20 protein-coding genes and 2 pseudogenes are annotated in these 20367 nt (G+C 61.4%); 10 read left to right on the top strand and 12 right to left on the bottom strand.

What is annotated here, in order from left to right; all coding sequences use genetic code 11:
- The first annotated feature begins 41 nt into the window (after positions 1-41).
- The 8 genes and pseudogenes from gcl (at position 42) to AB4N92_RS20865 (ending at position 9514) form a co-directional block, all read left to right on the top strand.
- Positions 42-1817 (top strand): glyoxylate carboligase, encoded by a 1776-nt coding sequence (gene gcl / locus AB4N92_RS20900; RefSeq protein WP_038453017.1) that lies wholly within the window; start codon positions 42-44, stop codon positions 1815-1817.
- A gap of 10 nt (positions 1818-1827) precedes the next feature.
- Positions 1828-2610 (top strand): hydroxypyruvate isomerase, encoded by a 783-nt coding sequence (gene hyi / locus AB4N92_RS20895; RefSeq protein ID WP_047543532.1) that lies wholly within the window; start codon positions 1828-1830, stop codon positions 2608-2610.
- Positions 2611-2775: 165 nt separating this feature from the next.
- The gene (locus AB4N92_RS20890) at positions 2776-3666 is read left to right on the top strand and encodes a 2-hydroxy-3-oxopropionate reductase (RefSeq protein WP_021492215.1); all 891 of its coding nucleotides are present in this window, start codon (positions 2776-2778) and stop codon (positions 3664-3666) included.
- A gap of 189 nt (positions 3667-3855) precedes the next feature.
- On the top strand, positions 3856-5136 hold the full coding sequence (locus tag AB4N92_RS20885; RefSeq protein ID WP_044286882.1) for a glycerate kinase type-2 family protein: 1281 nt from the start codon (positions 3856-3858) through the stop codon (positions 5134-5136).
- Positions 5126-6541, top strand: coding sequence for a pyruvate kinase (pyk, locus tag AB4N92_RS20880; protein WP_236267618.1), 1416 nt, complete (start codon positions 5126-5128; stop codon positions 6539-6541). The genes AB4N92_RS20885 and pyk overlap by 11 nt, the downstream gene beginning before the upstream one ends.
- Before the next feature lie 130 nt (positions 6542-6671).
- Positions 6672-7544: pseudogene (locus AB4N92_RS20875) on the top strand (urea transporter); the annotation flags it as partial.
- 35 nt (positions 7545-7579) lie between these two features.
- The gene (locus AB4N92_RS20870; protein ID WP_010211769.1) at positions 7580-8404 is read left to right on the top strand and encodes an ion transporter; all 825 of its coding nucleotides are present in this window, start codon (positions 7580-7582) and stop codon (positions 8402-8404) included.
- Between the two features lie 105 nt (positions 8405-8509).
- Positions 8510-9514 (top strand): sulfate ABC transporter substrate-binding protein, encoded by a 1005-nt coding sequence (locus AB4N92_RS20865; protein ID WP_010211770.1) that lies wholly within the window; start codon positions 8510-8512, stop codon positions 9512-9514.
- Between the two features lie 129 nt (positions 9515-9643).
- Here the strand turns inward: AB4N92_RS20865 and AB4N92_RS20860 are convergent, their stop codons facing one another.
- Positions 9644-10258 (bottom strand): DUF5666 domain-containing protein, encoded by a 615-nt coding sequence (locus AB4N92_RS20860; RefSeq protein WP_021492218.1) that lies wholly within the window; start codon positions 10256-10258, stop codon positions 9644-9646.
- Positions 10259-10434: 176 nt separating this feature from the next.
- On the opposite strand from AB4N92_RS20860, the gene AB4N92_RS20855 reads away from it, so the two are divergent.
- Positions 10435-11631: an MFS transporter gene (locus tag AB4N92_RS20855; protein ID WP_021492219.1), complete on the top strand. Its 1197-nt coding sequence runs from the start codon at positions 10435-10437 to the stop codon at positions 11629-11631.
- A gap of 9 nt (positions 11632-11640) precedes the next feature.
- Here the strand turns inward: AB4N92_RS20855 and AB4N92_RS20850 are convergent, their stop codons facing one another.
- The 4 genes from AB4N92_RS20850 to AB4N92_RS20835 all read right to left on the bottom strand — a co-directional run bounded on the left by AB4N92_RS20850 (position 11641) and on the right by AB4N92_RS20835 (position 14108).
- Positions 11641-12570: a M10 family metallopeptidase C-terminal domain-containing protein gene (locus AB4N92_RS20850; RefSeq protein WP_460128097.1), complete on the bottom strand. Its 930-nt coding sequence runs from the start codon at positions 12568-12570 to the stop codon at positions 11641-11643.
- Positions 12515-13198 carry a reprolysin-like metallopeptidase gene (locus AB4N92_RS20845; protein ID WP_460128095.1) on the bottom strand — a complete coding sequence of 228 codons (684 nt, stop codon included), beginning with the start codon at positions 13196-13198 and terminating at the stop codon, positions 12515-12517. Before AB4N92_RS20845 ends, AB4N92_RS20850 begins: the two co-directional genes overlap by 56 nt.
- 305 nt (positions 13199-13503) lie before the next feature.
- The gene (locus tag AB4N92_RS20840) at positions 13504-13908 is read right to left on the bottom strand and encodes a type II toxin-antitoxin system HicB family antitoxin (RefSeq protein WP_010211776.1); all 405 of its coding nucleotides are present in this window, start codon (positions 13906-13908) and stop codon (positions 13504-13506) included.
- A gap of 11 nt (positions 13909-13919) precedes the next feature.
- The gene (locus AB4N92_RS20835) at positions 13920-14108 is read right to left on the bottom strand and encodes a type II toxin-antitoxin system HicA family toxin (RefSeq protein ID WP_010211777.1); all 189 of its coding nucleotides are present in this window, start codon (positions 14106-14108) and stop codon (positions 13920-13922) included.
- Positions 14109-14427: 319 nt separating this feature from the next.
- Between AB4N92_RS20835 and AB4N92_RS20830 the strand changes: the two genes are divergently transcribed.
- Entirely contained in the window at positions 14428-14904 is a 477-nt protein-coding gene (locus tag AB4N92_RS20830) for a GNAT family N-acetyltransferase (protein ID WP_021492221.1), read from the top strand.
- 24 nt (positions 14905-14928) lie between these two features.
- Here AB4N92_RS20830 and phnN read toward each other — a convergent pair whose 3' ends face one another.
- The 7 genes and pseudogenes from phnN to AB4N92_RS20795 all read right to left on the bottom strand — a co-directional run bounded on the left by phnN (position 14929) and on the right by AB4N92_RS20795 (position 20364).
- Positions 14929-15501 carry a phosphonate metabolism protein/1,5-bisphosphokinase (PRPP-forming) PhnN gene (gene phnN, locus AB4N92_RS20825; RefSeq protein WP_010211780.1) on the bottom strand — a complete coding sequence of 191 codons (573 nt, stop codon included), beginning with the start codon at positions 15499-15501 and terminating at the stop codon, positions 14929-14931.
- A pseudogene (locus AB4N92_RS20820) lies at positions 15501-15691 on the bottom strand (alpha-D-ribose 1-methylphosphonate 5-triphosphate diphosphatase); the annotation flags it as partial. The gene phnN and the pseudogene AB4N92_RS20820, both read right to left, overlap by 1 nt.
- An 89-nt stretch (positions 15692-15780) precedes the next feature.
- On the bottom strand, positions 15781-16176 hold the full coding sequence (locus AB4N92_RS20815; RefSeq protein ID WP_010211781.1) for a hypothetical protein: 396 nt from the start codon (positions 16174-16176) through the stop codon (positions 15781-15783).
- A 16-nt stretch (positions 16177-16192) separates the two neighbouring features.
- Positions 16193-17380 (bottom strand): c-type cytochrome biogenesis protein CcmI, encoded by a 1188-nt coding sequence (ccmI, locus tag AB4N92_RS20810; RefSeq protein WP_047543543.1) that lies wholly within the window; start codon positions 17378-17380, stop codon positions 16193-16195.
- Positions 17373-17846: a cytochrome c-type biogenesis protein gene (locus tag AB4N92_RS20805; protein WP_012723038.1), complete on the bottom strand. Its 474-nt coding sequence runs from the start codon at positions 17844-17846 to the stop codon at positions 17373-17375. Before AB4N92_RS20805 ends, ccmI begins: the two co-directional genes overlap by 8 nt.
- Entirely contained in the window at positions 17843-18379 is a 537-nt protein-coding gene (locus tag AB4N92_RS20800; protein ID WP_010211784.1) for a DsbE family thiol:disulfide interchange protein, read from the bottom strand. The genes AB4N92_RS20805 and AB4N92_RS20800 overlap by 4 nt, the downstream gene beginning before the upstream one ends.
- Complete coding sequence (locus tag AB4N92_RS20795; protein WP_021492223.1) at positions 18376-20364, bottom strand: heme lyase CcmF/NrfE family subunit; 1989 nt, start codon at positions 20362-20364, stop codon at positions 18376-18378. Before AB4N92_RS20795 ends, AB4N92_RS20800 begins: the two co-directional genes overlap by 4 nt.
- Between the last annotated feature and the right edge of the window lie 3 nt (positions 20365-20367).

Genomic DNA, 20367 nt, shown 5'->3' with positions numbered 1-20367 from the left:
CCACTTGTATACAATTACAAAACGCAAGAGGCACCAAAATCATGAGCAAAATGAGAGCAATCGAAGCCGCTGTCCTGGTGATGCGCCGCGAAGGTGTGGACACCGCCTTCGGCATCCCGGGCGCCGCGATCAACCCGCTGTATTCGGCCTTGCAGAAGGTGGGTGGCATCGATCACGTCCTTGCTCGCCACGTTGAAGGCGCCTCCCACATGGCCGAGGGTTACACCCGCACCAAGGCCGGCAATATCGGCGTGTGCATCGGCACCTCGGGCCCGGCGGGCACTGACATGGTCACCGGCCTGTACAGCGCCTCGGCCGACTCAATCCCGATCCTGTGCATTACCGGCCAGGCACCCCGCGCCCGCATGCACAAGGAAGACTTCCAGGCCGTGGACATCACCAGCATCGTCAAGCCGGTGACGAAGTGGGCGACCACCGTCCTCGAACCCGGCCAAGTGCCGTACGCCTTCCAGAAAGCCTTCTACGAAATGCGCTCCGGCCGCCCGGGCCCCGTGCTGATCGACCTGCCGTTCGACGTGCAGATGGCCGAGATCGAATTCGACATCGACGCCTACCAGCCACTCCCCCTGGCCAAGCCACTGGCAACCCGCGTGCAGGTGGAAAAAGCCCTGGCGCTGCTGGACAAGGCTGAACGCCCACTGCTGGTGAGCGGTGGGGGCGTGATCAACGCCGACGCCAGCGAGCTGCTGGTTGAATTCGCTGAACTGACCGGCATCCCGGTGATTCCGACCCTGATGGGCTGGGGCACCATTCCGGACGATCACCCACAGATGGTCGGCATGGTCGGTCTGCAGACGTCCCACCGTTATGGCAACGCGACAATGCTCAAGTCGGACGTGGTGCTGGGCATCGGTAACCGCTGGGCCAACCGCCACACCGGCTCGGTGGAGGTGTACACCGAGGGTCGCACGTTCATTCACGTCGACATCGAGCCGACGCAGATCGGCCGCGTTTTCACCCCGGACCTGGGCATCGTCTCCGACGCCGGCTCCGCCCTGACGATGTTCATTGAAGTGGCCCGCGAGTGGAAAGCCGCCGGCAAGTTGAAGGACCGCAGCGCCTGGCTGAACGACTGCCAGCAACGCAAAGCCACCCTGCACCGCAAGACTCACTTCGACAACGTGCCAGTCAAGCCACAGCGCGTTTACGAAGAAATGAACCAGGTGTTCGGCAAAGACACCTGCTACGTCAGCACCATCGGCTTATCGCAAATTGCCGGCGCGCAATTCCTGCACGTGTACAAGCCGCGGCATTGGATCAACTGCGGCCAGGCCGGCCCGTTGGGTTGGACCATTCCCGCCGCGCTCGGCGTGGTCAAGGCTGACCCGAGCCGCAAGGTGGTGGCACTGTCGGGCGACTATGACTTCCAGTTCATGATCGAAGAACTGGCCGTGGGCGCGCAGTTCAAGCTGCCATACATCCACGTGGTGGTGAACAACTCCTACCTCGGTCTGATCCGCCAGGCCCAGCGCGGGTTTGAAATGGACTACTGCGTGCAGCTGTCCTTTGACAATCTCAACGCCCCGGAACTCAACGGCTATGGTGTAGACCACGTCGCCGTCGCCGAAGGCCTGGGTTGCAAGGCCCTGCGCGTATTCGAACCAAGCCAGATCGCGCCGGCCCTGCGTCGCGCCGAGGAGATGATCGAAGAATTCAAGGTTCCAGTGATCGTTGAGATTATTCTGGAGCGCGTCACCAATATTTCCATGGGCACCGAGATCAACGCCGTCAACGAATTCGAAGATCTGGCACTGGTCGGCAACGATGCGCCGACTGCCATTTCCCTGCTCGATTAAGGAGAACCTTATGCCGCGTTTCGCCGCCAACCTGTCCATGCTGTTTACCGAACAGGACTTTCTTGCCCGTTTCAAAGCGGCCGCCGATGCGGGCTTCGAAGGTGTCGAGTACCTGTTCCCCTATGAATTCAGCTCTGCCGAAATCAAGGCGCAACTTGACGCCCACGGCCTGACCCAGGTGCTGTTCAACCTGCCGGCCGGCGACTGGGCCAAGGGCGAACGCGGCCTGGCGTGCCACCCCGACCGGGTCGAGGAGTTTCGTGCCGGGGTCAAGCTGGCGATCGCCTACGCCCAAGTGCTGGGCAACACCCAGATCAACTGCCTGGCAGGCATCCGGCCACAAGGCATTGACGACGAGATCCTGGAAAAGACCTTCGTCGCCAACCTCAAGTACGCCGCCGAAAAACTGCAAGCCGTGGGCATCAAGCTGGTGATGGAAGCGATCAACACCCGTGACATCCCAGGCTTCTATCTGAACAACACGGCGCAAGCCCTGTCGATTCGCGAACAGGTGGGCAGCGACAACCTGTTCCTGCAATACGACATCTACCACATGCAAATCATGGAAGGCGATCTGGCCCGCACCATGTCCGCGCACCTGGGTGAGATCAACCACATCCAGCTGGCGGATAACCCAGGGCGCAACGAGCCGGGCACCGGCGAGATCAACTACCGCTTCCTGTTCGAACATTTGGACCGCATCGGCTACACGGGTTGGGTCGGCTGTGAATACAAGCCGTTGACCACCACCGAAGCCGGTTTGGGTTGGCTCAAAACCCACAACGCGATCTAACAGACACAACACAAACCCCAAATGTGGGAGCGGGCTTGCTCGCGAAAGCGGTGCATCAGTCGACGCCAATGTTGAATGAAATACCTTCGCGAGCAAGCCCGCTCCCACATTGGACCTGCGGCGTTTGACAGGTCGCTACATACCGAATAACAAGAGGCTTTTCTCATGGCTAAAATCGGATTTATCGGCACCGGCATCATGGGTCAACCCATGGCCGCCAACCTGCAGAAAGCAGGTCACCAACTGTTCCTCTCCGAGCACCACGGCAAGGCTCCGCAGGCCCTGGTCGACGCGGGCGCCGTGGCCTTGGCCAACCCTCAGCAAGTGGCGCAGGAGGCCGAGTTCATCATCGTGATGGTGCCGGACACCCCGCAGGTCGACGACGTGCTGTTCCGCAAAGACGGCGTCGCGGCGGGCCTGTCGCCGAACAAAGTCGTGATCGACATGAGCTCGATCTCCCCCACCGCCACCAAGGCGTTCGCAGCAAAGATCAACGAAACCGGCGCGCAGTACCTGGATGCACCGGTGTCCGGCGGTGAGGTCGGTGCCAAGGCCGGCACCCTGAGCATCATGATCGGCGGCGAACCGCAGACCTTCGAACGCGCCCTGCCGCTATTCCAGGCCATGGGCAAGAACATCACCCTGGTGGGCGGCAATGGTGATGGGCAGACCGCCAAGGTCGCCAACCAGATCATCGTGGCGCTGAATATCCAGGCGGTGGCCGAAGCGCTGCTGTTCGCCTCCAAGAACGGCGCCGACCCGGCCAAGGTGCGTGAAGCGCTGATGGGCGGGTTCGCTTCGTCGAAAATCCTTGAGGTGCATGGCGAGCGCATGATCAAGGGCACCTTCGACCCGGGCTTCCGTATCAACCTGCACCAGAAAGACCTCAACCTGGCCCTGGCCGGTGCCAAGGAATTGGGGATCAACCTGCCGAACACCGCCGGTACGCAGCAAGTCTTCAGCACCTGCACCGCGATTGGCGGCGGTAACTGGGACCACTCGGCGCTGATCAAGGGCCTGGAACATATGGCGAATTTCTCGATTCGCGATAAATAACCCCGCTTCACCGCACCTTTGAAATTCGGTCGAGTGTGGGAGCGGGCTTGCTCGCGAAAGAGGTCGATCAGTCAGCATGGATGTTGGATGTCAGACCGCATTCGCGAGCAAGCCCGCTCCCACATTTGATCGCATTCCGATCCGAAACGTGATGCACCTCTAATAACAAGAATCCCCGGGAGCCCGCTTATGTCGGTCGATCCGCAACACCTGCTTCGCGAGCTGTTTGCCACAGCCATCGACGCCGCCCACCCCCGGCAAGTCCTTGAACCCTACCTGCCCGCCGACCGCAGCGGTCGTGTGATCGTGATCGGCGCTGGCAAAGCGGCTGCCGCCATGGCCCTGGTCGTGGAAAACGTCTGGCAGGGTGAAGTCACCGGCCTGGTCGTGACCCGCTACGGGCACGGCGCGCCGTGCCAGAAAATCGAAGTCGTCGAAGCCGCTCACCCGGTGCCCGATGCCGCCGGCCTGGCCGTGGCCCAGCGCGTGCTGGCACTGATCAGCAACCTGACGGAGCACGACCGCGTTATCTTCCTGTTGTCCGGCGGTGGCTCTGCCCTGCTGGCGCTGCCCGCCGAGGGCATCACCCTGGCCGACAAACAGGCCATCAACAAAGCCCTGCTCAAATCCGGTGCCACCATTGGCGAGATGAATTGCGTGCGCAAGCACCTGTCGGCCATCAAAGGCGGTCGATTGGCGAAAGCGGCATGGCCGGCCACTGTATACACCTACGCGATTTCCGACGTGCCGGGCGACCAGGCCACGGTGATCGCCTCCGGCCCGACGGTCGGAGACCCCAGCACCTCGCAACAAGCCCTGGCGATCCTCAAGCGCTACAACATCGACGCCCCCGCTTCGGTGCGCAGCTGGTTGCAAAACCCCGCCTCGGAAACCGTCAAGCCCGGCGACCCGGTGCTCGCCCGTAGCCACTTCCAATTGATCGCCCGCCCCCAGCAATCCCTGGAGGCAGTCGCCGTAAAAGTGCGCCAGGCCGGGTTCAGTCCATTAATCCTCGGCGACCTGGAAGGCGAAGCGCGGGACGTGGCTAAAGTGCACGCCGGCATCGCCCGACAGATCGTGCAACACGGCCAGCCGCTGGCAGCGCCGTGCGTGATTCTCTCCGGCGGCGAAACCACCGTGACGGTACATGGCAATGGTCGTGGCGGACGCAATGCAGAGTTCCTGCTGAGCCTCACCGACAGCCTAAAGGGCCTGCCCGGCGCGTACGCCCTGGCCGGTGACACCGACGGCATCGACGGCTCGGAAGACAACGCCGGCGCCATCATGACGCCGTGCAGTTATTCGCGCGCCGAAGCCCTCGGCCTGTCGGCCAGCGACGAGCTGGATAACAACAACGGCTACGGCTATTTCGCCGCCCTCGACGGTTTGATCATCACCGAGCCCACGCGCACCAACGTCAACGACTTCCGCGCCATCCTGATCCTTGAGACTGCCAAACATGACGCCTGACAAGAAGGTCAAAATCCTCGCCACCCTGGGCCCGGCCACCGACGGTATCGACGACATCCGCGAGCTGGTGGAAGCTGGCGTGAACATCTTCCGGCTCAATTTCAGCCACGGCGACCACGCCGACCACGCCCAGCGCTACCAGTGGATTCGCCAGGTCGAGCGTCAGCTGAATTACCCGCTGGGTATCCTCATGGACCTGCAAGGGCCGAAGCTGCGGGTCGGGCGCTTTGCCGAGGGCAAGGTGCAACTGGTGCGTGGCCAGGCATTGCGCCTGGACCTGGACGAAACACCGGGCGACCAGCGTCGGGTCAACCTGCCCCACCCGGAAATCATCGCGGCGCTGGAACCCGGCATGGACCTGCTGCTGGACGATGGCAAGCTGCGCCTGCGGGTCATCACCAAACATGCCGACGCCATCGACACCACCGTACTGAACGGCGGCGAATTGTCTGACCGCAAAGGCGTGAACGTCCCACAAGCCCTGCTGGAGCTCAGCCCATTGACCACCAAGGATCGGCGCGATTTGAGCTTCGGCCTGGAGCTGGGCGTGGACTGGGTGGCACTGTCGTTCGTACAGCGCCCGGAAGATATCCGCGAAGCCCGCGAGCTGATCGGCGACAAGGCCTTCCTGATGGCCAAGATCGAGAAGCCCTCGGCCGTGCAGCGCCTGCAGGAAATCGCCGAACTGAGCGACGCGATCATGGTGGCCAGAGGCGACCTGGGCGTGGAAGTGCCCGCCGAGAGTGTGCCGCAGATCCAGAAAGACATCATCAGTACCTGCCGCCAACTGGGCAAACCGGTGGTGGTGGCGACCCAGATGCTGGAGTCGATGCGCTTCTCACCGGCTCCGACCCGCGCCGAAGTCACCGATGTCGCCAACGCCGTGGCCGAAGGCGCGGACGCGGTGATGCTGTCGGCGGAAACCGCATCCGGCGAATACCCGCTGGAAGCCGTGCAGATGATGAGCAAGATCATCCGCCAGGTGGAGAACGGCCCGGATTACCAGGCTCAGCTCGACGTCAGCCGACCGAAGGCGGATGCCACCGTATCGGACGCCATCAGCTGCGCAATCCGCCGCATCAGCAGCATCCTGCCGGTGGCAGTGCTGGTGAACTACAGCGAGTCGGGCAGTTCCAGTCTGCGCGCGGCGCGGGAACGGCCGGTGGCGCCGATCCTCAACCTCACGCCGAACCTGTCCACGGCGCGGCGGTTGAGCGTGGCGTGGGGCGTGCATTCGGTGGTCAATGACAGGCTGCGCCAAGTAGACGAGGTGTGTTCCACGGCGCTGGAGATTGCCCAGGCGCAGGGGATGGCGGAGCGTGGGGATACCTTGGTGATTACGGCGGGGGTGCCGTTCGGGCAGCCGGGGTCGACGAACTCATTGCGTATCGAGACGTTGATTTAGCGTCTGTAAGGGCCTCATCGCGGGCAAGCCCGCTCCCACATTTGATCGATGTTCGACATGAAAACTCGGTCAACTGTGGGAGCTGGCTTGCCTGCGATAAGGGCAACTCGGCCTGATTGAATGACCCCAAATGCACAACCCAACCTGTCCCGACTGGGCCGAAGCCCTGCTTAACGGCTTCAGCCAGATCTTCCTGCAGCGCCAGCCGCTGTGTGGCCTGCTGTGCCTGCTGGCGATCCTGATCGGCGCGCCGACCTTGCTTGGCGGCGCGCTGCTGGGAGGCCTGGCGGGGTTGCTCACGGCCCAGCGCCGGGCCTATCCCAAGGCCGAACGCCAGGCAGGGCTGTACAGCTACAACGGCGTGTTGCTGGGGTTGTTGATCAGCCAGCACTTCGCCTGGTCAGCCGTGTTGCCGCCGCTGATCCTGGCGTGCGGTGGCTTGAGTGCGATCCTGACGCGGCAATGGTTGAAACGCGCCACTCAGCCCAGTGATTTGCCCGCCTACACCGCGCCGTTTGTCGGCCTGGGTTGGTTGCTGCTGGGCACCCTGCCGGAGCGTGCATTTGCCCTGAACGTACCCGACGCCTCGGCCATCTTCACCGCGCCTTTTACCGGGCTCGCCCAAATCATGCTGCTGGACCAGCCTGTGGCCGGCGCCTTGATTGCGTTGGGCCTGTGGTTGGCCAACCGCCGCGCGGCCACCTGGGCGTTGATCGGCGCCAGTGTCGGCGTACTGATCGCGCTGTGGCTGGACGAACCCGCCACTGCCCTCCTTGGCCTGCACAGCTACAACCCGGCGCTGGCTGCCGTGGCGTTGAGCCAAATACGTCGCCAACCCTGGCTGCCGCTGCTCGGCATCCTGCTGGCAATCACCCTCACCCCAGGCTTTGCCGCCCTGCATCTGCCTGCGTTGACCGCGCCGTTCATCCTCGCCTGTTGGCTGGTGCGCGCTGGCGCTCGGGTGCTGCGCAAACCCCGCATGGACAGGCCCTTCGAATCCCCCCTAGGCTTGCTCGATATTCGTTTCAGGCGGGATTTATGGACAGCAATAACGACTGGCGCCAGCGGCTCTACGTCATGGTTTTTCAAAGTGACACGGTCGCCGGGCGGCGCTTTGACGGCATCTTGCTGCTGATCATCCTCGCCAGCCTGGTGATCGTGATGCTCGACAGCATCGACCAGATACACCAGAACTACGCCGATGTGCTGGCCTATATCGAATGGGGCTTCACGCTGATCTTCCTGATCGAATACGGGTTGCGCCTGTATTGCTCGCCCAAGCCGTTACGCTATGCCTTCAGCTTTTATGGGCTGGTGGACTTGCTGGCCATCGTGCCCGGCATCCTCGCGCTGTATTACAGCGATGCGCAGTACCTGCTGATCATCCGCATCATCCGAATGCTGCGGATCTTCCGCGTGCTCAAGCTCAGCCCCTACCTCAAGCAGGCCAACTACCTGATGTCGGCGTTGCGGGGCAGCAAGCAGAAGATCGTGGTGTTCCTGGTCAGCGTGTGCACGCTGGTCACGGTGTTCGGCACCTTGATGTACGTGATCGAAGGTCCGGAGCACGGCTTTACCAGCATCCCCAAGGGCATCTACTGGGCCATCGTGACCCTGACCACCGTGGGCTTTGGCGACATTGTGCCGAAGACGCCGTTGGGCCAGGTGATTTCATCGCTGGTGATGATCACCGGTTATTCGATCATCGCCGTGCCCACCGGGATTTTTACCGCTGAACTGGCGAGCGCAATGCGGGGCGAACAGCTGCAAACCGACTGCCCGGTGTGCAAGAAGAACAGCCATGAGCCAAATGCCGCCTTCTGCTCGCGCTGCGGGAGCAACCTTTTCCATAAAGTGGAATAAGCAAAGTACGTTTTAATCTTTAAGCGTCTATGCGGCGCCAGCTATAGTCGCTGGCAAATTGCCCCTACTCAATTGACAACCGTCTCGAACAACAAGGAATGAGCAGTGAAAAAACTCGTTAGCGCCTCTCTCCTGGCCGCCGGCCTTGCCCTGGCGGGCGCCGTCCAGGCCGCACCCGTCACACTGCTCAACGTCTCCTACGACGTAATGCGCGATTTCTACAAGGACTACAACGCCGCTTTCCAGAAGCACTGGGAAGCCGAACACCCGAACGACAAGCTGACCCTGCAGATGTCCTTCGGTGGTTCCAGCAAACAAGCGCGCTCGGTGATCGACGGCCTGCCGGCTGACGTGATCACCATGAACATGGCCACCGACATCAACGCCCTGGTCGACAATGGCAAGCTGGTGCCGGACAACTGGGTCACTCGCCTGCCGAACAACAGCGCGCCGTTTACTTCCGCCACGGTCTTCATCGTGCGCAAAGGCAACCCAAAAGCCCTGAAGGACTGGCCGGACCTGTTGAAAGACGGCGTGCAGGTGATCGTGCCCAACCCGAAAACCTCGGGTAACGGCCGCTACACCTACCTGTCGGCCTGGGGCTATGTGCTGAAGAACGGCGGCGATGAAAACAAGGCCAAGGCCTTTGTCGGCAAGCTATTCAAACAGGCACCGGTGCTGGATACCGGTGGCCGTGCGGCCACCACCACCTTCATGACCAACCAGATCGGCGACGTGCTGGTGACGTTCGAGAACGAGGCGGAAATGATCGCCCGTGAATTCGGTCGCGATCAGTTCGAAGTGGTCTATCCAAGCGTCTCCGCCGAAGCCGAGCCACCGGTGTCGGTGGTCGACAAGGTGGTCGAGAAGAAAGGCACCCGCGTGGCCGCCGAAGACTACCTGAAGTACCTGTGGTCGCCGGAAGGTCAGGAAATCGCGGCGAACAACTACCTGCGTCCACGTGACCCGAAAGTGCTGGCCAAATACACTGACCGCTTCCCGAAAGTCGACTTCCTGTCGGTAGAGAAGACCTTTGGTGACTGGCGCACGGTGCAGAAGACCCACTTTAATGATGGTGGGGTGTTTGATCAGGTTTACTCGGGTCAATAACTGACGCAACGCACTAAACCTGTGTGAGCGGGCTTGCTCGCGGATGCGGTGTATCAGCCAACTGATTCAGTGACTGATACTCCCCATTCGCGAGCAAGCCCGCTCCCACATTGGGTTCTGCGCCAGACTCTACATCGGTGGTGTCACGCCATCCTTGCCGGCTGAGATAGCCTGGGCAGTGATGATCCCATCCGCCCCCTGCGCCGCAAACATTACCACCTTCACCCCTGGCTTGAGCAAGCTGCGATCGCCAGGTTCCAGGTTGACGATCGGCACATCCTCCGGCACCACGATCTTCTGTTCGCCGCCTTTGTATTTCACCGTCAACGTCCGCCCGTTGCTGACCACCAGGTCGCCGACGGTGCCGTTGGTCATGCTGCTGCCTTCCTTCAAGTCAAACGCGCGATGCCCGTCGCCCGTGCCGGCCATGGCCGGTGGGAACACGTGCACTTCCAGCGCCGTCAGGCTGCCATCGGCGTTGGGCATGGCGGCGGAGCCAATGTAGCTGCCCGGCTTGATCTCATCGATCTTGGCCAGGGTGACCGCGCGCACCTGAGTGCTTGGGGTCAGGTGCACGATGACGTCCTCGCCGCTGTTGACCTTGACGTGCATCGCGTCGCCCTCCATCGCCGTGATGGCGCCGCGTACGCCCACCCGCGGGACATCCTCGGCCTGGGCCAGGCCCACGGCCATGGCGGCGGCAAGCGTGGAAGCCAGGAGCATCTTGTTCAATGTGATTTTCATGACCTTCAATTTCCTGTTTCGGCAGTTGTGCCTGAATGTATCATCACCCTTCGCGCCGAAAGTTAACGATTCACTCATCATTACTGGGCATGAGTGTTATCACTGCAAGCGGCCTACCCGGTCTACGGTGTTGTCTTTAGGCTCGCCTCACTTTCATTCGCTTTTATGAGAACACCATGAACGCTACCTCCCACGCTACAACCACCATGACCCGGAGCATGGTGATGCTGTTCGCGTTTTGCTGCGGCGCCATCGTTGCCAACATTTACTATGCACAACCGATCATCGAGCTGATCGCGCCGGACATCGGCCTGACGCCCGCCATGGCCAGCCTGATCGTCTCGTTGACACAAATTGGTTACGCCCTGGGCCTGTTTTTCCTGGTACCGCTGGGTGACCTGCTGGAAAACCGCAAGCTGATGATCGCCACCACCGTGCTGGCCATCGCCAGCCTGTTGGGGGCGGCATTTACCGAACAACCGAACCTGTTCCTGCTGGTGTCGCTGCTGATCGGCTTCAGCTCGGTGTCGGTGCAGATCCTGATCCCGCTGGCCGCGCACCTGGCACCCGCCGAGTCCCGAGGCCGCGTGGTCGGCAGCATCATGGGCGGTCTGTTGTTGGGCATCCTGCTGGCTCGGCCCGTGTCCAGCGTGGTGGCGGACCACTTCGGTTGGCGCGCCATGTTCATGGCCGCTGCGGCGTTGATGGCGTTAATCAGCGTGGTGTTGCTGATCACCATCCCCAAGCGCCAGCCTGACCACAGTGCCACCTATGGCCAGTTGCTGCGCTCCCTCGGCACGTTGCTGCGTGAGCAACCGGTATTGCGCCAACGGGCGTTCTATCAGGGTTGCATGTTCGCCACCTTCAGCCTGTTCTGGACCGCTGCCCCACTGGAACTGGCGCGTAACCACGGCCTGAGCCAAAGCGAGATCGCGCTGTTTGCACTGGTCGGTGCGCTGGGCGCCATTGCGGCGCCCGTCGCCGGTCGCCTGGCCGATGCCGGGCATACCCATCGCGCTTCGTTGCTGGCCATGCTGTTTGCGGCGTTGAGTTTCCTGCCGGCCTTTGTACACCCGTTGTACAGCGTGATCGGCCTGGCCGTGACCGGTGTGGTCCTGGACTTCTGCGTGCAGATGAATATGGTGCTCGGCCAGCGCGCTATCTACGCCCTCGACGCCAACAGCCGCAGCCGCCTGAACGCGCTGTACATGACCAGCATCTTTATTGGCGGCGCCTTCGGCTCGGCGATTGCCAGCAGCGTGTATGAACACGGCGGCTGGCTGGGCGTGATGCTGGTGGGCAGCGCATTCCCTCTGATTGCGTTACTGCGGTTCCTCAGTGCTTCACGCCAGGCCACAGTCGCCACTGCTTGAGGCAGCGGTTCAAGACTGGTTTTTTTCCGCGGATGCTTGGCCGGACGGCGATGTCAGCCGGCTCAGCAACTGCGAGAAAAATGCTAGCAGAGTGGTGGCGAACATCTGAATCAAGCCGGCGGCGTGTTCCTGTGCCTTATCCGGCAACGGGGAGGGAGCGGGTGTTGGGACCGGAGGCGGTGTCGGTGTCGGTGTCGGCGTGGGTGTCGGCGTGGGTGTCGGCACGGGTGCAGGTGCAGGCTGAACCTCAGGCGCTTGACCGCCCCACTGCACATCAGTTGGCTTGATCGCGCCCTTGCTCTTGATCAATAGGTCCGCGTTGCCCGTTCCCTTCAGGTCAATGGCCAGGCTTGAAAGGCCTGTGCCGGGGTCATGCTTGAGCACCGCTTCACCGGCTCGCCCCGTGAACCGATCAGTGAAGGCCAGGCCGCTCAACCCAGCGCCCTTCAAGGCGCCCGACACATCGATCTTGTCCGTACCGCTGGTGAAATCCTGGATCATGTCCGGGTCAGTCGGCGTGGAGTCGCTGGCCTTGTCGTAGACAAAGGTGTCCGCGCCGCCACCGCCTCTCAGGGTGTCGCCCCCTCCGCCGCCCTTGAGCCGATTCGCGGCCTCATTGCCCGACACAGTGTCCCGGCCAGAGCCGCCAATCGCGTTTTCAATCGTGCAGCCCTTGGCAATGGACACATTGCCCTTCAGCCCGCCCACATCGGAAAACGATTCGGCTTTCAGGTTGATGTTCTGATCCTGGGAGAACCCGGAGAAGTCCATCGTGTCGACGCCACCACCGTCCCAGACACAGAAAACCGGTTTGTCAGCAGCGCTCTTGAGGCTCATCGCCTCGCGCTCAGTATTGGAGTTGAAGCCATAGGTGGTATTGGTGTTACGGGTTTGGTGATTGGCCCCGTACAAGCGTTGTGCCGCTGCAATATCGTCCATCATCGGCGCGGACGGATTCTGCCCTTTGAAGTCGTGTCCCTTCTGGTTTTTTTTCCGACCAATAACTCATCACCGTACGCGCCTTGGTATCCTCGGCGTAGACCGCGCTGTTCAGGTAATCGAAACCGTTCCCGTTGTAGTTCCCTGGATGCTGCAGGCCAATGGCGTGGCCGATCTCATGGATAGCCGTTATCGAAAACTGACTGCCCAATGCCGGTGCCCCGTTTTCTCTGCGCGTGCCAATCGTGGCTGAAGTCTGGGTAGTGAAACGGCCAGGAAAGGTGGCCACCCCTCGATCACCGCCCGGATTGTTGCGAATGTTGAGAGTGCCGTCCGTCCCACTCGCCTGCTCGCGAAAGTTGATATTGGCGACATCCTGCCAGGACTGCACTGCCTGGCGGACGCGCCCCTGCTGCTGGTGGGTGAAGCTGTTGTCCACCGTGTAATTCACATCGACTTTCGAATCACCATTACGGTCATGAAAACGCAGGTTTTCCCGGGTAAGTTGATTAGCCGCCTGGTCCGTTGTGTAAGACGGTTTACTCCCAGCCCCCACACCCAACGGGCCGAAGTCCGCTACCGGCACGCTATTCAGAGAGCTCCTACTGCGCAGGTCATAATTATTCATTGTGCGACACCTTTGGTTTCAATAACGGGAGCCGGCCAAGCGATCGTTGACCAACCCTTCCAGAGGTAAATTCGCACGCTGAAAAATCCGATACCAACGCAGATTTGGTTCTAACCGCAACACCTGCGCGCGTCGAAACAGGAGGCGATACAACCAGGTATTCCGTTGCAATTTAAACACCCGACAACACAAAATCCCGGGCGGCATCGAGTTGTTTTAACAAGAAAAAAACAAAATCTAAAAAAGCACTTCGCGTGCCAGTACGCTATTTTCCCAACGATCAGGACATATCCCTTAAATCTTCCTCAGGACCGCACCAGCTTCTCCAGCGCGGCATCCGCCAGAAAGGAAGAGCGACTCTTGACCTTGTGCTCACGCACATAACGGTCGATGCGCTGGATGACATAACCGGGCAAGGTCACATTGACCTTCTCGGTCTTGCCCAGGTAGGGCGAGATGTCCAACTCCAACATCCCCCAGCCCATGCCGGCGTAATCTTCGTGCGCATGATGGTTGGCCACCGACGTTGGCAGGGGGATCGGTCCACCCTCTGCGGCAATCTCTTGCAGCATGATGTGGGCGACTTCCACCGCAGCGTTATAGGCCTCCTCAAAACTGTCCCCAGCGGTGACTGCGCCAGGGATGTCGGGGATCTGAATACCGGTGGCGGTGAAGTCATCGCCCCATTCGATACAGATTGGGTATTGCATGAATGTTCTCCTTAAAACTGAAACAAGCCGGCGCGTTTCCTGATGCTTTTGACAGTGCCCAGCGGCAGGTCCTTTTTTGGGTGGGGTACCGGAATGGTGTACGGGTTATAGCGGTGAGTAAAAATATGATGACTGCCCGCGACCCGGTCCAACACCCAACCCGCCTCTTGCAGTTCTTTGATCAATAACCTGCTTTGCACCCCTGCCTCCTTGGCTTGGCCTGAATAAAAGTAACCCTAGAGTTATCTTTACTCAAGCACAAAAGACGCGGGGCTGACTGACGGCTGTTTTACGGGATATTGAAAACCTGCCTGCTCGACACCGTAAACACATGAGAAGACATCGACGTCGCCCTGCGCATCGGTGAACTGGCCTGGAATAGGTGGACGGGTTTACTGAGGCGCGCCCCACATAACACGGCTGAACGGCGTGTAGTTGAGTAGAACCTGCGTAGATGCCTGGATACTCTTGAAGTACCGATGGGCCAATGTTCTGCCTGTCTCCCATAAGGAAAGCAAAATGACCGTGACCATACGACCCCTGCAGGAAAACGATCGAGCACCGGTGATTGCCATGCTCAAGGAGGGCGTTGCACTCAAACACTTTCTACCCACTGCCTACACCCAAGCGAACGCGTTGCTTGGCGCCGCACTTTCTGGCGTACCTTTCACGATGATCAAGTTGAGGGCGGGACAAACGCGTCCCCATCAAGTCACTTCCAGAGCCTGGGTGGCCGAAGTCAACTCCGTGCCTGCGGCGTTCGCACTGTCGCTGGTGCATGCTAATGAAATCGAAATCCATCTGGCCTGGACGCTGAAAGCGTTACGCCGGACAGGGTGCATGACAGCGCTGATTCAACACGAAATCACTTTGAACAATGGCCAGAAGCGTATCTACGCACGGTGCTATAAAAAGTCCACATGGGCGGTGAGTTGCTTCCAGAAAAACGGGTTCACCCTCGCCAACACGGGTGATCCCGTCGAGTTAACCCTATAGCCTCAATACTGCACAACGCCCGCGTCAGGCGCATGCCGAGTGCCCGTGGTCGAGGCAGCACAGCAGGCGCTCGACCGTATGTTCCAGGGGACCGGAGTTGTCCAGCACGAACAACCCCGCCCCATTCCCCGCGATCAACTCGGCAGTGAACCGCGCATTGCGTGCCAGGCGGGCGTCGATATCCACCAGTGCCTCACGCCCGCGTGCGATCAAGCGCTGGCGTAGTACCGCCTGATCCACCGTCAGCAGCAACACCAGCGACGTCGGATAACGCTCGCGGGTCTGTGCCAGGTGCGCACGGGAGCCGTTGACCAGCACGTCGTCACCTGCCGCCAACCAATCGTCGATCACTTTCGGAATGCCATAGGACAAGCCATTCGCCTGCCAGCTGAGGGCAAATGCGCCCTCGGCCTGCATCGAGGCAAACTGCTCCGGGCTAACCCCTTGCGCCGCCTCGCCCACCGCTTCCGCCGAGCGAGTGATAACGCGGCGCACAATGCGACAACCGCGCTCGGCCAGACGTGGGCGTGCGGCATCCAGCAGGCTGTCCTTGCCCGAGCCGGAGGGCCCGATGAGATAGATCAACCTGCCTGCCATCAAAACACCCTCTTCGCTTGTCGCCCTGCTTGTTGCACTACCGGAAGCCCAGGCTAATCATCTTGACTGCTCGCCAGAGGCTGGCCGGGTAATAGTCACTGGAAAGTATACCCAGCAATCCCTCAGCCGCCAGGCCGGCGGCGGCCACATTACCCGAGTCCCACCCGCCGCGCACCACGTTTGGCGCGCCCTCTTACCTGGGCCGACGGTAAGTGGGGGGTTGAGGGCCAGGTTGGCTGTTGAGAATAAAAAAGGCGACCTTTCAAAGGTCGCCTTTTGTCATTGCGCGTATTGCTTGCTCAACCCCGGCGGCACGCCTTGCACGTCGGTTTCTTCCCATGGGCCGTTCGGGCTGATGGAGCGGCTCCAGCCGTTGCTCCAGCGGTAGTAGGTGCGCTGGCGGTAGAAGGTGTCGGGCTGTTCGTCGAGCACATACACCTGCATCCTGCCGTCCCAGTGGCTCACCGCGCCCGGCGGTGGGGCGAACGTCGCTGACTTAGTCGGCACTGGCTTCGGCGCTGGGGTCACCGGGCCGGACGGCTTGGTGCTCGGCTGGGTCGACGGGCCCGACGGTGGAATGGTCGGGCCGGTGGGCGCAGGAGGTGGGCGGTGGACCGCACAAGCGCTCAGGCCCAATACCAGGCTGAGCAGGGTGATTCTTGCGAGTGCGGTCATAGGCGTTTCCTCGAAATTACTTATCCGGACTGTCGATGGTCAGCTGCTGCAGCGCAGTGGTGGTGCTGGCCAAGGGTTGGCTGCGGCCGATCCATTCGCCAGCTGTCGGAACACCTGCCCGGGATATGCGCGCAACCAGTTGGACTTCGGGGAAGTTCGACAGTTTCAACTGCGGCATCATTGCGTCGGCATCGCCCAGTTCGACGGTGATCGGCAGTTCGGCGACGGTGACGCGTTTGGCTGCCAACGGTGCCGGCGGGCCTTTCACGGCGCGGGCGAAGATGAATACGCTGTCGGTGGGCAGGGCTTTGGCCTTCACGTCGGCGCTCAGATCCACACGAACTTTCATCGCGGCTTTTTGAGGGGCGACGGTGCCACCGCTCTCTTTGAGTTTTTCGGCAGCACGGTCGATACCGCCTTGCAACGCCGCACGGGAGTTGTCTTCCGGTGGCAGCTGGGCCAGCAGACGGTTCCAGTAGTCGATAGCCTCCTGATAACGCTGGCCTTCAAACGCAGCGATACCCAGCAGGCCAAGGCTGGTGACTTCCTTCGGATCAAGCTTCAAGGCCTCGTCCGTCAACGCCTGAACCTTGGGCGACCACTGTTTGTTGTCGGCAAAGTACTGCGCCTGGGCCCACTGGCCGAGCAGTTCCGGCTGACGACCGGCCAGCGCCACGGTGCGTTCGAACACGTTGGCGGCATCGGCGGACCGGTCCTGGGCCATGTAGGCACGGCCCAGAAAGTACAAGCCTTCTGCCGAATCCGGCTGGGCGGCAGCGGCGCGTTCCAGGCGCTGGGTCATGTCTTCCATGGACACCGGTGGCTGGGCGAATTCGCGGGTGAGTTCAACCTTGTCGCTGGCCCCGTAATGCAGGTACAGCGCAACACCCAGGGCTGGCACCAAAAACGCGGCCAGAAATGGCAGCGGCTTGCCCAGGCGCGATTCACGGGGCTTTTCCACACCTTCAGTGTCGGCCAGCAATTCACGCGCCGCTTCGGCGCGGCCGGTGTCGAGTTGCGCGGCGTTGAGCACGCCTTCGTCCTGCTGCACTTGCAGCTCGGCGACACGCTCTTGGTACAGCGCCACGTTCAACGCGGTGCGGTCCTCTTCACGCTGGGCACGGCGGCCGCGCAGTATAGGGATCAACAGGAAACTCAGGGCAATCAGAAGCAGCAAGCCGGCTGCGAGCCAGAAATCAATCATCAGTCTTGGTGTCCAGCAATTGGTCGAGGCGTTTACGCTCTTCAGGAGACAGCGCGTCGGAACCATCGGTCGGCGCGGCGCGGCGGCGGCGCACAATCACGGCCATCACCACCACGCCAGCCAGCAACAGCCCGGCGGGGCCGAACCAGAGCAGCGCGGTCTTGCCGGTGAGGGCCGGTTTGTAGCGCACGAAATCACCGTAGCGGTCGACCATGAAGTCGATGATCTGCTGGTTGTCCTTGCCCTCCCCCAGCATGCGGAAGATCTCTTTGCGCAGGTCGGCGGCGATGGGTGCGTTGGAGTCGGCGATGTCCTGGTTCTGGCACTTGGGGCAGCGCAGTTCCTTGGTCAGTTCGCGAAAGCGCTCGCGATCACCGTCCTTGGCGAACTCGTAGGTGTCGATGGCGGCATGGGCCACGCCGACCAGTCCAAGCGCCAGGACTGCAGCGGCTAACAGACGCTTCATGGCTTGGCCTCATCGACCAGTGCCTGGTACTTGGCGGCCAGTTGCTCGCGCCAGACCACTTCGTCGATCACACCGACGTACTTGTCACGGATCACGCCCTTGGCATCGATGAAAAAGGTTTCCGGGGCACCGTAGACGCCGAGGTTCAGGCCGAGGTTGCCGTCTTCATCACGGATATCCAGCTGATAAGGGTTGTGGAACTCGGCCAGCCATTTCAAGGCCGCCGCATTGTCGTCCTTGTAGTTGATGCCGTAGATCACCACGCCCTTCTCGGCCAGCTTGTTCAGCACCGGGTGTTCGACACGGCAGGAGATGCACCAGGTGCCCCACACGTTGACCAGCGCCGGTTTGCCCAGCAAGTCAGCTTGAGTCAGGGTCTTGTCGCCCTGCACGGTCGGCAGTGAAAACGCCGGGAACGGCTTGCCGATCATCGCTGAGGGCAGCTCGGCCGGGTCCAGATACAGACCGCGATACAGGAACACGGCGACCACCAGGAACAACGCCAGCGGCACAACCATCAACCAACGCTTCATACCGCCGCTCCTTGCAGACCGAGGGCTTCACGCACCCGGCTCTTGACCTTGACCCGATAACGCCGGTCCAGCGCAGCCAGCAAACCACCGAAACCGGTGAGCAAGCCGCCGAACCAGATCCAGCGTACAAACGGTTTCACATGCACACGCACCGCCCAGGCACCGTCGCCCAAGGGTTCACCCAGCGCCACATACAGGTCGCGGGTGAAACCGGCGTCGATACCGGCCTCGGTCATCATCGAACTCTGCACGGTGTACAGACGTTTTTCCGGGTGCAGCACGGCGATTTCCTTACCGTTGCGGACTACACGAACGGTGCCTTTGTCTGACGTGAAGTTCGGCCCTTCGAAGTGCTTGGCGCCTTCAAAAATGAAGTGGTAACCGGCCAGGTCCATGGACTCTCCCGGTGCCAGGCGCAGGTCGCGCTCGGCGCTGTTCTGACTGGAGAGCACCACACCCAGGGCGCACACGGCGATGCCGATGTGGGCGATCTGCATGCCCCAATAGCTGCGGGTCAGGGTTGGCAGGCCTTTGATCAGGCCTTTGTGGCGAGTCTTGTCAAAGATGTCACGCACGCCGGCCAGCAATACCCAGGCGGCGAGCAGGAAGGTGGCGAGCACTGCCCAGTTGAAATCGCCGTAGGCAACCCCGGCGATCACGGCCAAGGCCACGCTACCGAGCAGCACCGGCATCAGCATGCCCACCAGCCATTTCACCGGGGTGTCTTTCCAGCGCACCAGCACGCCAACGGCCATCACCACCATCAACAAACCCATCAACGGGATAAACAACGCGTTGAAGTACGGCGGGCCCACGGACAGCTTGGCGCCGCTCAAGGCATCCAGCACCAGCGGGTACAGGGTGCCGAGCAGGATCATCGACGCGGCCACCACCAGCACCAGGTTATTGCCCAGCAACAGGGTTTCCCGCGACCACAGGTTGAAGCCGACCCGGCTCTTGACCACTGGCGCACGCAACGCAAACAACGTCAGGGAACCCCCCACCACAAACAGCAGGAAGATCAGGATGAAAACGCCGCGCTCAGGGTCGGACGCGAACGCATGCACCGAGGTCAGCACGCCCGAACGCACGAGGAATGTGCCGAGCAGGCTGAGGGAAAACGCCGCGATGGCCAGCAGCACGGTCCAGCTCTTGAACACGCCGCGTTTTTCGGTGACGGCCAGCGAGTGAATCAGCGCGGTGCCGACCAGCCAGGGCATGAAGGAGGCGTTTTCCACCGGGTCCCAGAACCACCAGCCGCCCCAGCCGAGTTCGTAGTAGGCCCACCAGGACCCCAAGGTGATACCGATGCCGAGGAACGCCCAGGCCACGATGGTCCACGGCCGCGACCAGCGCGCCCAGGCCGCATCGAGACGTCCGCCGAGCAAGGCGGCGATGGCAAAGGCGAAGGCCACCGAGAACCCCACGTAACCCATGTAGAGCATCGGCGGGTGCACGATCAGGCCGATGTCCTGCAGCAGTGGGTTGAGGTCGTGCCCGTCCGCCGGGATCTGCGGCAGGATGCGGCTGAACGGGTTGGAGGTCATGATCAGGAACAGCAGGAAGCCGATGCTGATCATGCCCATCACCGCCAGCACGCGAGCCAGCATCACTTGCGGCAGTTGCCGTGAGAACACCGACACGGCGAAGGTCCAGCCGCCGAGGATCAACGCCCACAGCAGCAGCGAACCTTCATGGGCGCCCCACACGGCACTGAACTTGTAGTACCAAGGCAACGCCGTGTTGGAGTTGTTGGCGACGTAGGCGACGGAAAAGTCGTCGGTCATGAAGGCGTAGGTCAGGCAGCCAAACGCGAACAGCAGGAACGCAAACTGGCCCCAGGCCGCAGGCTGCGCCAGGCTCATCCACAAGCGATCACCGCGCCAGGCGCCGAGCAATGGCACCACGGCCTGGACGATGGCAAAGCACAGGGCGAGGATCATCGCCAACTGACCCAGCTCCGGAATAAACAGTGCGGACGTCATGGC

It is taken from the genome of Pseudomonas sp. S3_A09 (assembly GCF_054668065.1).
Note: the sequence above shows the minus strand (reverse complement) of the source record. Positions and strands in the feature narration are given on the sequence as shown.